General features: G+C 66.3%; 11 protein-coding genes and 2 rRNA genes. 4 read left to right on the top strand and 9 right to left on the bottom strand.

From position 1 onward, the window contains the following. Positions 1-3: 3 nt before the first annotated feature. From glyS to GTO19_RS10590, 6 genes are all read right to left on the bottom strand, one after another. Positions 4-2154: a glycine--tRNA ligase subunit beta gene (gene glyS / locus GTO19_RS10615; RefSeq protein WP_291020904.1), complete on the bottom strand. Its 2151-nt coding sequence runs from the start codon at positions 2152-2154 to the stop codon at positions 4-6. A gap of 21 nt (positions 2155-2175) precedes the next feature. Beyond that, positions 2176-3081, bottom strand: coding sequence for a glycine--tRNA ligase subunit alpha (gene glyQ / locus GTO19_RS10610; protein ID WP_291020903.1), 906 nt, complete (start codon positions 3079-3081; stop codon positions 2176-2178). Positions 3082-3208: 127 nt separating this feature from the next. Then, positions 3209-5020, bottom strand: a complete 1812-nt coding sequence (lnt, locus tag GTO19_RS10605; protein ID WP_291020902.1) for an apolipoprotein N-acyltransferase — start codon at positions 5018-5020, stop codon at positions 3209-3211. A gap of 73 nt (positions 5021-5093) precedes the next feature. After that, complete coding sequence (locus GTO19_RS10600; protein ID WP_291020901.1) at positions 5094-5960, bottom strand: HlyC/CorC family transporter; 867 nt, start codon at positions 5958-5960, stop codon at positions 5094-5096. Positions 5961-6055: 95 nt separating this feature from the next. Then, positions 6056-6727, bottom strand: a complete 672-nt coding sequence (locus GTO19_RS10595; protein WP_291020900.1) for a GNAT family N-acetyltransferase — start codon at positions 6725-6727, stop codon at positions 6056-6058. Between the two features lie 73 nt (positions 6728-6800). Then, entirely contained in the window at positions 6801-7274 is a 474-nt protein-coding gene (locus GTO19_RS10590) for an Lrp/AsnC family transcriptional regulator (protein ID WP_291020899.1), read from the bottom strand. 117 nt (positions 7275-7391) lie between these two features. Here GTO19_RS10590 and hppD point away from each other — a divergent pair, with 117 nt between their 5' ends. Beyond that, a complete protein-coding gene (hppD, locus tag GTO19_RS10585; RefSeq protein WP_291020898.1) occupies positions 7392-8513 on the top strand; it encodes a 4-hydroxyphenylpyruvate dioxygenase in 1122 nt (373 codons plus the stop codon). Between the two features lie 17 nt (positions 8514-8530). Next, on the top strand, positions 8531-9385 hold the full coding sequence (gene phhA, locus GTO19_RS10580; RefSeq protein WP_291020897.1) for a phenylalanine 4-monooxygenase: 855 nt from the start codon (positions 8531-8533) through the stop codon (positions 9383-9385). Here the strand turns inward: phhA and GTO19_RS10575 are convergent. After that, positions 9307-10242: an alpha/beta fold hydrolase gene (locus GTO19_RS10575; protein WP_291020896.1), complete on the bottom strand. Its 936-nt coding sequence runs from the start codon at positions 10240-10242 to the stop codon at positions 9307-9309. The genes phhA and GTO19_RS10575 overlap by 79 nt on opposite strands. A 94-nt stretch (positions 10243-10336) precedes the next feature. Here GTO19_RS10575 and GTO19_RS10570 point away from each other — a divergent pair, with 94 nt between their 5' ends. Then, a complete protein-coding gene (locus GTO19_RS10570; RefSeq protein ID WP_291020895.1) occupies positions 10337-11077 on the top strand; it encodes a hypothetical protein in 741 nt (246 codons plus the stop codon). A 26-nt stretch (positions 11078-11103) separates the two neighbouring features. Continuing rightward, entirely contained in the window at positions 11104-12063 is a 960-nt protein-coding gene (locus tag GTO19_RS10565; RefSeq protein WP_291020894.1) for an MBL fold metallo-hydrolase, read from the top strand. A gap of 88 nt (positions 12064-12151) precedes the next feature. Here the strand turns inward: GTO19_RS10565 and rrf are convergent. After that, positions 12152-12264 (bottom strand): 5S ribosomal RNA (gene rrf, locus GTO19_RS10560). 154 nt (positions 12265-12418) lie between these two features. Then, positions 12419-13060: ribosomal RNA gene (locus tag GTO19_RS10555) — 23S ribosomal RNA — on the bottom strand; the annotation flags it as partial.

Here is a 13060-nt window from a genome sequence, read left to right as displayed (position 1 = left end):
CGATCATGCCGCGAGTCGCGCGAGATCGGCCACGCGGTTCATCGCGCGGTGCAGTTGCCGCAGAAGCGCCAGGCGGTTGGCCTTGAGCGCGGGGTCCTCGGCATTGACCATCACGCCGTCGAAGAAGGCGTCCACCGGCGCGCGCAGCGCGGCCAGTGCCTGCAGGCTGGCGGTGAAATCGCCGGCTTCGAACTTCGCGTCGGCGCCGGGCACGGTGGCCCGCATGGCGTCGAACAGGGCGCGCTCGGCGGGCTCCTTGAGCAGGTCGGCGTTGACGCTGTCCCCGGCTTCGTCGGCTTTCTTGAGGATGTTGCCGATGCGCTTGTTGGCGGCGGCCAGGGCCGGGGCTTCGGGCAAGGCCTGGAACTCGCGCACGGCGGCCAAGCGGCGTGGCACCGTGGACCACAGACCGAGTTGCTGCGCGTACAGCGCCGCGTCGACCTCGGCTGCGGAATAGCCGCCGTCCTTGAGGTACCCCTTGAGGCGCTCGATGAGGAATTCGTCGAGCGGTACGACGGTGTCCTGCAAGCGGCCGGCCGGGAACACGGAGAAAGCCAGGCGCGTGAGTTCGTGGAACTGCAGCGGCAGCGCGCCCTCGATGAGCATGCGCGCCACGCCCAGCGCGTGCCGGCGCAGCGCGAACGGGTCCTTGTCGCCCGTGGGCAGGTTGCCGATGCCGAACATGCCGGCCAGCGTTTCCAGCTTGTCGGCCAGCGCCACCACGGTGCCCACCGCGTTGCGCGGCAGCGCGTCACCCGCGAAGCGCGGCTTGTAGTGGTCCTCGATGGCGAAGGCGATGTCTTCGCTCAGACCGTCGTGGCGCGCGTAGTAGCCACCCATGACGCCCTGCAGCTCGGGGAATTCGCCCACCATGTCGGTGAGCAGGTCGGTCTTGGCCAGGCGCGCGGCCGTGTCGGCCTGCCTGGCGAGCACGTCGCCCCCCAGTTGCTGGCCAATGGCCTTCGCGATGGCGCGCACGCGCTCCACGCGCTCGCCCTGCGTGCCGAGCTGGTTGTGATAGACCACCTTGCCCAGGCCCTCGACGCGCGATTCGAGCGTTTTCTTGCGGTCCTGGTCGAAGAAGAACTTGGCGTCGGCCAGGCGCGGGCGCACCACGCGTTCGTTGCCGCCGATCACGGCGCTGGCGTCGGTGGGGCTGATGTTGCTGACCACGAGGAACTTGTTGGTCAGGCGGCCCTGGGCGTCGAGCAGCGGGAAGTACTTCTGGTTGGCCTTCATCGTGAGGATGAGGCATTCCTGCGGCACGTCGAGGAACTGCTGTTCGAACTCGCAGACGAGCACGTTCGGGCGCTCGACGAGTGCGGTCACTTCGTCGAGCAGGGCCTCGTCCTCGATGGGCCGGCAACCGCCGCCCACCCGCTCGGCAGCGGACGCGAGCTGGCGCACGATCTCGGCGCGGCGTTCGGCGAAGGAGGCGATCACGGCACCGCGCTTCGCGAGCGTGTCGGCGTAGGTGTCGGCATTCGCCAGCGGGACCGGATCCACCGCCGCCTCGAAGCGGTGGCCGTGCGTGCTGCTGCCTGCGTCGAGACCGAGCGCCTTCACCGGCACCACGTCGGCGCCGTGCAGCGCCACCAGGCCGTGCGCGGGCCGCACGAACTGCACGCTGTCCCAGCCCGGCAGATCGCAGCCCGACTCGAGCTGGTAGGTCATGACCTTGGGAATGGGCAGTTGCTTGATGGCATCGTCAAGCGCGTTCTGCAACCCTGCGCCAAGCGACACACCTTTCGCCAGACTCTTCAAGTAAACGGCCTCAGCCTTCCCGTCGCCTTCAACGACCAGTTCGTCGGGGCCGTCAACCGCCTGCGGCCACAGGTCGGCGAGATGGGCTCGCCCCATACCAGCCAGCTTCTTTCGCAGGGCTTCCGTTGGCTGTCCGTCCTTGAGCGCGACGGTCGTCGGCATGAGCTTGCTTTTCGTTGGCTCATCGACGCCCTTGGCGAGCACGCCCGCCACGTGCGCGGCCAGGCGGCGCGGCGAGGCGAAGGCCGTCACGGCCGCGTCGGCCGGGGCCAGGCCCTGCGCCTTGAGGCTGTTGGCCAGCACGGTGGCGAAGGCGTCGCCGAGCTTTTTGAGCGCCTTGGGCGGCAGTTCCTCGACGAAGAGTTCGACGAGCAGGTTCTGTGCGGACATCGTTGTTCTTCTCTTCCCGGCTCAGGCGGCCTTTTTCTCGATCTGGGCCACCCACTCGCGCGGTGCCATGGGAAATCCCAGGCGCTCGCGGCTCTCGTAGTAGCTCTGGGCCACGCTGCGCGCGAGGTTGCGGATGCGGCCGATGTAGGCGGCGCGCTCGGTCACGCTGATGGCGCCGCGCGCGTCCAGCAGGTTGAAGCTGTGCGCGCACTTGAGCACCTGCTCATAGGCGGGCAGCGCCAGTTGTTCGGCCATCAGGTGCTTCGCCTGCTTCTCGTGCGCGGCGAAGGCGGTGAACAGGAAGTCGGCGTCGCTGTGCTCGAAGTTGTAGGTGGACTGCTCGACCTCGTTCTGCTTGTAGACGTCGCCGTAGCTCAGGCCATCGGTCCAGGTGAGGTTGTAGACGTTGTCCACGCCCTGCAGGTACATGGCCAGGCGCTCCAGACCGTAGGTGATCTCGCCAGTGACGGGACGGCAGTCGATGCCGCCGACCTGCTGGAAGTAGGTGAACTGCGTCACCTCCATGCCGTCGAGCCAGACCTCCCAGCCCAGGCCCCAGGCGCCCAGCGTGGGGCTCTCCCAGTCGTCCTCGACGAAGCGGATGTCGTTCTTCTTCAGGTCGAAGCCGAGCGCTTCGAGGGAACCCAGATAAAGCTCGAGGATGTTGGCCGGTGCGGGCTTGAGCACGACCTGGTATTGGTAGTAATGCTGCAGGCGGTTGGGGTTCTCGCCGTAGCGGCCATCCTTGGGGCGGCGGCTGGGCTGCACGTAGGCGGCCTTCCAGGGCTCGGGACCGATGGCGCGCAGAAAGGTGGCGGTGTGGCTGGTACCCGCGCCCACCTCCATGTCGTAGGGCTGCAGCAGGGCGCAGCCCTGGTTGGCCCAGTACGTCTGCAACGTGAGAATGATTTGCTGGAAGGTCAACATGCGCGTGAGGCCCGCGCGCGCGGGCCGGCGGAAGGAAAGGTCTTGTCGGGGATCGCGGCGCGCCGCGCGGGCGGCGGCACCGGAGGAATGCGCGATTTTACGGGGCGGGGTCTTGCCCGCCCGTGACTCAGCGGCGGCGCGTGCGTCCGCCCCGGCGGCCCAGGTGGCGCAGCGAGGCGATGACCAGCAGCAGCGCGCCGCAGACCACCCACAGCGGCATGAGGCCCCAGCGCGCCGCCCACTGCGCGTACGGCGTGAGGCCGCTGCGGCCCTCCACCACCGCTTCCAGCCGGCCGCGCTCCAGGCGCGGCAACTGGTGCGTGACGACGCCGCGGTGGTCGATGGCGGCGGTGGCGCCCGTGTTGGTGGCGCGCAGCATGGGTCGGCCGAACTCCAGCGCGCGCAGGCGCGAGATCTGAAGGTGCTGGTCGATGGCAATGGAGTCGCCGAACCAGGCGATATTGCTGAGGTTGACCAGCACGGTGGGCGCCCCCTCGGCGGTGGCGAAGCCGGCGGCGATTTCCTCGCCGAAGAGATCCTCGTAGCAAATGTTGGGCGCGATGCGCTGGCCCGCCCAACTCCAGGGCGGCTGCGGCAGCGCGCCGCGCGCGAAGTCTCCCAGCGGGATGTTCATCATCTGGGTGAACCAGCGGAAGAAGGGCGGGATGAATTCGCCGAAGGGCACGAGGTGGTGCTTGTCGTAGCGGTGCACCTCGGGCGACTGGGCGTTGGCCAGCGCTCGGCGCGCGGCCGCGGGCGTGAAGCCCCAGGTGGAGTTGGTGTAGCCGGCTTCCAGGCTGCCCAGGGGCAGGCCGGTGAGCACGGCCGCCGCCTGGGGGCCGGTCTGATCGGCGATGGGTTGCAGCAGCGGTTGCCAGAACGCCGCCCCGAGTTGCTCGGGCAGCAGGGGCACGGCGGTCTCGGGCGCCACCACGAGTTGCGGCCCGTCGGCACGAGCGCCGGCGGCGGCCACACCCTCCAGCATCTGGCGCGGGTACCAGTCAAGCGCTTGCGCCACGCCAGTACCGGGCACGAACTTCTGGTCCTGCGGAATATTGCCTTGCAACAGCCACACGCGCAGCGGGCCGGTGCTGGCGGTCTCGGCCTGACCCAGGCCGCGCCAGCGCTCGCCACCGCCGAGGCAACTCCACACCAGCAACACCACCACCAGCCAGCTCAGCACGCCACGCGCCAGGCTCAACGGCGTCCAGGTGCGCGCCTGCACGCGGGGTGTGGGGGTGGACACGTAGACCCCGCCGCCGGCGTTGCGCACGGGCACCGGCCGCACGGGCTTGCGCATCCAGGCCAGCAAGGCCTGCGCCGCGCCGGTGACGATGGAGGCCAGCACATAGGCCAGTATGGCCGACAGGAAACCCATGCCATAGACACCCACCAGCGGCGCCCAGGGGGCCATCAGATCGACCTGCGCGTAGCCGCCCGCGCCCCAGGGGAAGCCGGTGAAGAGCTGGCCGCGAGCGAGCTCGGCCAGGGTCCAGGCGGAGGCGAACATCAAGGCCTGCGCGCTGCGCGCCATGGGCGCCCAGGCGCACAGGAAGCCCACGGCGAGGGCGTAGTACAGCGCCAGCGCGCCAGCCAGCGCCAGCACGGCGAGCGCGGCCAGCCAGGCCGGCAGGCCACCGTAGGTGTGCATGGAAATGAACAGCCACCAGAAGCTGCCGGCCAGCCAGGCGGTGGAGAACAGCCAGCCGCGCCACATGGCCTGGCCCACGCGCGTGGCGAACTGCAAGGCGAAGACCAGCAAGGCCAGCGAGACGATCTGCAGCCAGCCACTGGGCTGCCCCAAGGCCAGGCCCGGTGGCGCCCAGGCCGCGGTGGGCCAGGCGATGGCGGCGGCCTGGGCCAGTCCGCCCGCCAGGCAGATCCAGAAGAAAAGGAAACCCGCCAGCCGCGACCCGCGCCCGGGGGGGCGGCGCGTCATGGGATGAAAGCTCGAGGGGGTGTGGAGCGATCCGAAGAGGCTGCGCATGGGCCGTGGGCAGGGGAAAGGGGAGTCAGGGTTCGGTGGGCACCGGCGCCACCTTGAACCACTTCACGGCGCCGCCCTTGGCGTGCAGCACAGTGAAGCGCAGGCCCTCGAGTTCGTGCACCTCGCCGCGCTTGGGCACGTGGCCCATGGTGTGCGCGATGAGACCGCCGATGGTGTCGAAGTCCTCGTCGGACAGGTGGAGTTCGAAGGCTTCGTTGAGGCGTTCGATCGGGGTGTCGCCGCTGACGCGCCAGGTGCTGTCGGCCAGGGCGAAGATGTCACCCGCGTCTTCGTCGACATCGAACTCGTCCTCGATCTCGCCGACGATTTCCTCGAGCACGTCCTCGATGGTGATGAGGCCGGCCACGCCGCCGAACTCGTCGATGACGATGGCCAGGTGGTTGCGGTTGCCGCGGAACTCGCGCAGCAGGTCGTTCAGGCCCTTGCTCTCGGGCACGAAGGTGGCCGGACGCAGCAGGGCGCGGATGTTGAGCGAAGGCGAACGCTGCAGCTTGAGCAGGTCTTTCGCCAACAGGATGCCGATGATGTTCTCGCGTTCGCCCTCGTACACCGGGAAGCGCGAGTGCGCGGTGTCGATCACCAGGTGCAGCAGCGCGTCGTAGGGCGCGTCGATGTCGATCATGTCCATGCGCGGCGCAGCCACCATCACGTCGCCAGCGGTCATGTCGGCGATGCGGATCACGCCTTCGAGCATCACCCGCGATTCGGCGTTGATGATGTCGTTGTCCTCGGCGTCGGCGAGGGTCTCGATCAGCTCGTCCTTGGAGTCCGGCCCGGGGTGCAGGAACTCGGCGAGCTTTTGCAGGAATCCGCGTTTGTCGGGAAGCCGCAGGCCGCGCTGCGGCCCGCTACTGGGTGGGTGGTCGGCCACTGGGGAGGACGGTGGTTGTAACAACGGGCAAGGATACCCCATGGGTTTGAAGGGCCAAACCCCACGCAAGCCGGCGACACGGCCGGCGCGACCTCTCAGCCGCGCACGCGGTCGCGGGCGTCGCGCACGCCCTGGCGGATCTCCTGCAGCAGGCGGATCACTCCCCAGAATTGCTTGGCCTGGGCCTTCAGGTGGTAGTCGGTCACGGCCAGTTGCTCACCGAGCATCTCGCTGACGCGCGAATCGAAGTCGGCGGGCGGCAGGCGCAGGTGCGCCTCGGTCTCGGAGCCGGCCCGCTCGAGCACGGCGCCCGCGTTGCGCGCGATCTTGAGCATGGCCGTGTTTTCGGACAGGGCGTGGATGAAGAGCTGGGAGACGCCCTCGTTGCGCGCATGCACGACGGCGCGCTCGAACAGGCGGCTGCCATAGCCCTTGCCACGCGAGGCCTTGGACACGGACACGCCGAACTCGGCGCAGGTGCGCAGTTGGGGGTCGACCGAGAACGCCAGGTGGGCCATGGCGATGAGGTGCAGGCGCCGGTTGAAGATGCCGAAGACCGCGTCGCGGTCGAAGTCGATGCGCTCGGCGTAGCGTCGGATCTGCTCATCGGTGGCGGCGTAGCCGAAGCGCAGGTAGCGGTCGGACTGGTCCAGCGAGAGCAGATGCTGCGCGATCTGGACGCGGTGGCCATCGTCAAGCGCACGAATGGGCACCGTGGCCGTGTCGGCACGGGCGTCGCGCGGGGTCTTGGGAGCGGGCGTGGCCATCGAGACGCGGTGGTGCGGGGCGAAAGTCCCAAGCTTGGCACGCCCGGGGATCGGCCGCAAGCGCAGCGAGCGCTCAGAGCGGCAGCGCGGTGGTGCTCTTGACCCGGTCCATGACGAAGCTGGTCTTGCAGTCCTGCACGCTGGGGTGCTTGAGCAAGGTGTCCATCATGAATCGCGAATAGGCCGCCATGTCGGCCACCACCAGGCGCAGCTGGTAGTCCATGTCGCCGGTCAGGGCCACGCACTCCACCACCTCGGGCCAGGCCATCACACTGGCCCGAAACTCATCCATCGGGTTGCGCTTGTTGCCTTCGGCGTGTTTTTCCAGGCGCACGTTCACATGGGCCGTGAGGCCCAGGCCCACGGCCTCGGGCCGCAGCAGGGCCACGTAGCGCGCGATCACACCCGCCTCCTCGAGGCGGCGCACGCGGCGCAGCACGGCGCTGGCCGACAGGCCCACGGTCTCGGCCACCTGGTCGTAGGTGGCGCGTCCGTCTGCCTGCAGGCTGCGCAGGATGGCTCTATCAAGCTTATCCAAGGCTTCCATGAAGTTCATTGTGCATGAATCCTGCGTCTTGGACGAATGGCACGCCCCAATACGCCGGAATCGTGACACGCTGCATCGATACAGTGGCCCATCCCCAGAACCCACGAAGGAACCGCCATGAACGCCGCCCTGCCCGCTTCCGCCACCGCCTTTCAGACCTGGGACAACCCGATGGGGACCGATGGCTTCGAGTTCATCGAATACGCCGCACCCGACCCGGTGGCCATGGGCGCGCTGTTCGAACGCATGGGCTTCAAGGCGATCGCCAGGCACCGTCACAAGGCCGTGACCCTGTACCGCCAGGGCGAGATCAACTTCATCATCAACGCCGAGCCCGACAGCTTCGCGCAGCGTTTCGCCCGCCTGCACGGGCCCAGCGTCTGCGCCATCGCCTTCCGCGTGAAGGATGCCAAGGCGGCCTACGAACGGGCCATCTCGCTGGGCGCCTGGGGCTATGCGGGCCAGGCCGGCCCCGGTGAGTTGAACATCCCGGCCATCAAGGGTATCGGCGACTCCATCATCTATTTCATCGACCGCTGGCGCGGCAAGAATGGCGCCAAGGACGGCGAAATCGGCAACATCGGCTTCTTCGACGTGGACTTCGAACCGCTGCCGGGAGCCGAGCTCAACCCGGTGGGCCATGGCCTCACCTATATCGACCACCTCACGCACAACGTGCACCGCGGCCGCATGGCCGAGTGGGCCGACTTCTACGAGCGCCTGTTCAACTTCCGCGAGGTGCGCTACTTCGACATCGAGGGACAGGCCACTGGCCTCAAGAGCAAGGCCATGACCAGCCCCTGCGGCAAGATCCGCATCCCCATCAACGAAGAAGGCAACGAGAAGTCGGGCCAGATCCAGGAGTACCTGGACCGCTACCACGGCGAGGGCATCCAGCACATTGCCATGGGCTCGACCAATCTGTACGACACGGTGGACGCGCTGCAGATGGCGGGCGTGAAGCTGCTCAATACCAGCGAGACCTATTACGAGCTGCTGCCCAAGCGCATTCCGAACCTGGCCGAGGACATCGAGGCGCTGAAGCAGCGCAACATTCTCGTGGACGGCGCGCCCGGCGAACTGCTGTTGCAGATCTTCAGCGAGAACCAGCTCGGCCCGATCTTCTTCGAGTTCATCCAACGCAAGGGCAACCAGGGCTTCGGCGAAGGCAACTTCAAGGCCCTGTTCGAGACCATGGAGCTCGATCAGATGCGCCGCGGCGTGCTGCAGAAGGCTTGAGCTTCGCGGGGACCACCATGGCCGTCGAACCCGTCGTCTACGGCGCCAGCGAGCGCCCGCCGCGCGGCGACTATTCGCGCGCCCGCGAGGACTACACCTGCCCACAGAACTGGGCGGCCTACACCGAGGCAGACCACGACACCTACCGCCGGCTGTACGAGCGCCAGAGCGCCCTGCTTCCCGGTCTGGCGTCGCAGGCCTTCATCGACGCTCTGCCCGCGCTGGGCGTGCGCGACCGCATCCCGCGCTTTGACGAGATCAACGAACGCCTGCGCCCGGCCACCGGCTGGGAGATCGTGGCCGTGCCGGGGCTGATCCCCGAGCGGCCCTTCTTCGATCTGCTGGCGCACCGGCGCTTCCCGGTCACCGACTGGATCCGCTCGCCGGAGGAGTTCGACTACATCGTCGAGCCCGACGTCTTTCACGACCTGTTCGGCCACGTGCCACTGCTGTTCAACCCGGTGTTCGCAGACTACGTACAACGCTACGGCCAAGGCGGGTTGAAGGCGCACGACCTCGGCGCCGGCGAACTGCTGTCGCGCCTGTACTGGTACACCATCGAATTCGGCTTGATCCGCGAGCCGCAGGGCCTGCGCGCGTATGGCGCCGGCATCCTGAGCTCGTCGGGTGAGCTGCGCCACAGTGTCACCAGCCCGCGCGCGCAGCGCATCGCGCTCGACCTGGTGCGCTGCATGCGCACCCGCTACAAGATCGACGACTACCAGGCCACCTACTTCGTCATCGAGAGCTTCGAGCAACTCTTCGAAATGACGGCGCCCGACTTCACGCCGATCTACGGGTCCGTGCGCTCGCTCGGCGAACTGCCGGCCGACGCCAGCATCGCCAGCGACTCGCCCATTACTTTGGGGTGAAACGCCAGGTCCACGTGGGCCGCGCCCGGCACCAGCCGGTTGTCGGCACCGGGTAGTGTGGCGGTGGACGCCGGAAAGACGATGTTGTCGGTGTCGGCGTACCAGCAAACGAACTGCGCGTATGGCGAATCGCCGCGTTGTTCGCGCTCGCGCACCGCGAGTTGGCACAGCCAGTCGCAGTCCACGCGCATCTGGCGGCCGTTGGCCACGCGACTGAAACGCCCGATCCAGGTGCCGCGATGCGGACTGCCGATGGTGATCAGCCACTGTACACGCTCAGCGTTGCGGGGGTCCGCCGCCAGCCAGGCCCGCGCCGCCAGCCCGCCCATGCTGTGGCAGACCAGAACAGGCTTCTCATCACCAAGCCGCTCGGCCCGCCGGATGGCGGCCTCGACCTGCGGTACATAGGCATCGATCGAACCGAACACGGGCTCGAGATTGACCGTCGCGTACGCCGTGCCTCGCTCGCGCAAGGCCCGCAACCAGGGCAGCCAGAACCCGCGGTTGCACACGAAGCCATGCACCAGCACCACCGCGGCGCCCTTCAGGGGAGCCTCGCTGTCCGGCAGCGCCTGCCAGCGAAACGGCTGTCGCCAAGCGAAGACCTGCGGTGCCACGCGCACCTCCCGCCACCAGGCGCGCCACCAGGCGCCCAGCGTCGTGGTGGCGGCCGCTTCACGCCGATTCACCCATGCCGCCAGCGCGAACTCAAGGCCCAGCGCCCCTGCGTATCCGAACAAGACCACGATCGCCACCAGCAGCGCTGCGACCGGGTGCCCTTTGCCCCATAGCACCGCGGCGCCCAGCAAGGCCAGCACGCCTCCGATCACCAGCATGCGTTGCAGGTCGGCCAGCACTGATCGGGGGGTAGGATGTGGCATCGCTTCGTGCATGCGCCAACTATCTCACGTCATCGGCCCTCATCGCCGCTGATAACGCCGGGTTCTCGCCATGACATCCCACAACAGCTTCGCTGCCCGAATCCGTCACCACCTTCAACAGGTGGCTAGTCTGCGCACGCAAGCCGCGGACGCCGATCGGCTGGCGGCGGTTCACGCCGTGAAGCGACTCCAGGCCCAACGATTTCAGGGCACGTACAGCGACCTCAGTGGCCATACTCGCACCCGGCCCGCGGTACGGTTCTTTCTTGATGAGTTGTACGGTGAACACGACTTCTCTCATCGGGATGAGCAGTTCGGACGTATCGCCGGCGCCATTGAACACCTCTTTCCCGCCGCCGTCGGTCAACTCGCGGTGGACCTGGCGGAAATGCATGCGCTCACCGAAACACTCGACCATGCCTTGGCCAGCCACTGGCAGGACCTTCCTGCGGACACCAGCAACGCTGAGCGCTACGTCGTGTCCTGGCGCCGTTGTGGCGCCCGCGGGGAGCGTGAACGCCAGTTGGCCGTCGTGCAACACATGGGTGCCGAATTGCAGCGGCTGACCCGAATGCGCTCGCTGCGCCTGGGTCTGCGCATGATGCGCAAGCCCGCCAATGCGGCGGGCCTGGATGCTTTGCAGCACTTTCTGGAGAGCGGCTTCGATGCGTTCACCGCGCTTGGCGACGCTTCGTCGTTCTTGGCGACCATCGCGCAACGGGAGGCGCAATGGATCGACACCCTGTTTGACGCTCCGCTGACAGACGCCTGCCACCGCCTCGCCGACGAGCTCTCCCGTTCGAACCCTTGACGGGCCTGCCCGTCACACAATCGCGCATGACGACGCCCATCACACCAGCACTGCAACCGACAGTTGGCGCACGACTCGCGGACCTTGGCATCACGGTTCTTGAACGTGGCTGGTTGTCCGCCAACAACGTCGTGATGCGCGGGGAAACAGACGGCTTGGTCGTCGATACCGGCTACGCCAAGCACGCCGACCAGACCGTGGCCCTCATTCGCGAGGCGCTCGAGGGCCTGCCGCTTGCACGCGTGGTGAACACCCACTTGCACAGCGACCATTGCGGCGGAAACGCCGCTCTCCGTCACGCTTGGCCGCAGGTGCGCATCGGCATTCCTCCTGGGCAGGCGGCAGCGGTTCGCGAATGGGATCCGGTCGCCTTGACCTATGTGCCGACGGGGCAGTTCTGTCCACGCTTCGACTACGACGATCTCATCCAGCCAGGTGATCGGCTCCAGATTGGGCGCCTGCATTGGACGGCGCACGCGGCGCCAGGGCACGACCCCCACGCCATTCTTCTGCACGAGTCGAGTCGAGGCATTCTGATCTCAGGTGACGCCTTATGGCAAAACGGCTTCGGCGTCGTGTTCCCTGAACTCGATGGTGCCGACGCGTTTGATGAGGTGGCGGACACGCTGGATCTCATTGAAGCACTGGCGCCATCAGTCGTCATCCCAGGGCATGGCCCCCCGTTTCAAGACTTGGAGATTCCAACTGCGCTCGGCCGCGCCCGCAGCCGGCTACTGCAATTCAGGAGCGACCCCGCCAAACATCGATGGCACGCGCTCAAGGTGTTAGTCAAATTCAAGCTACTTGAATTGCAACGAATTCAGCGAAAGGAATTACAAACGTGGTTCGATTGCTCCGATTACTTCACGCGAATCGCCAGCATTGATAGGAAGCAATCGTCGCCTGAAATACTCGAAGCCGTGCTGAAGGACCTGAGTCAAACGGGGGCCTTGGTGATGGCGGGCGACTGGATTCTCAACCACTAAATTCCAGCGTACGCCGAGCACTTTTTCTCCGGCCGGAGCCAAAAAAACAACCCCCCACCGTTTCGCGGAGGGGGGTTGAGGGATAAGAGCCTGACGATGACCTACTTTCACACGGGAATCCGCACTATCATCGGCGCAAAGGCGTTTCACTGTCCTGTTCGGGATGGGAAGGAGTGGGGCCACCTTGCTATGGTCGTCAGGCATAACGGGTATCCTGGCTGCTTGTTGCTCAGCCAGGCGAATTCATAGAGTCGGATCGGCCTTCTTTCGGGGCGGATCACATCAGCGTGTCATTTGATTGCGAACAACGATGGCATATCGTTGCATTTGCCTTTGATGGTGACATCAAAGTTATAGGGTCAAGCCTCACGGGCGATTAGTACTGGTTAGCTCCACGCATTGCTGCGCTTCCACACCCAGCCTATCAACGTCGTGGTCTACGACGACCCTTCAGGGGGCTCAAGGCCCCGGCAGATCTCATCTTGGAACGAGTTTCCCGCTTAGATGCTTTCAGCGGTTATCTCTTCCGCACTTAGCTACCCGGCAATGCCACTGGCGTGACAACCGGTACACCAGAGGTGCGTCCACTCCGGTCCTCTCGTACTAGGAGCAGGCTCCCTCAAATATCCTGCGCCCACGAAAGATAGGGACCAAACTGTCTCACGACGTTTTAAACCCAGCTCACGTACCACTTTAATTGGCGAACAGCCATACCCTTGGGACCGGCTACAGCNNCCCGGAGTACCTTTTATCCGTTGAGCGATGGCCCTTCCACACGGAACCACCGGATCACTATGTCCTGCTTTCGCATCTGCTCGACTTGTCAGTCTCGCAGTTAAGCACGCTTATGCCATTGCACTATTAGCACGATGTCCGACCGTGCCTAGCGTACCTTCGAACTCCTCCGTTACGCTTTGGGAGGAGACCGCCCCAGTCAAACTGCCCACCATGCACTGTCCCCGATCCAGATAATGGACCTAGGTTAGAACTCCAAACA

Origin of the sequence: Hydrogenophaga sp. (assembly GCF_011772445.1) — a bacterium.
GTDB lineage: Bacteria > Pseudomonadota > Gammaproteobacteria > Burkholderiales > Burkholderiaceae_C > Hydrogenophaga.
The sequence above is the reverse complement of the archived record's forward strand: the minus strand, read 5'-3'. Positions and strand labels throughout refer to the sequence as shown.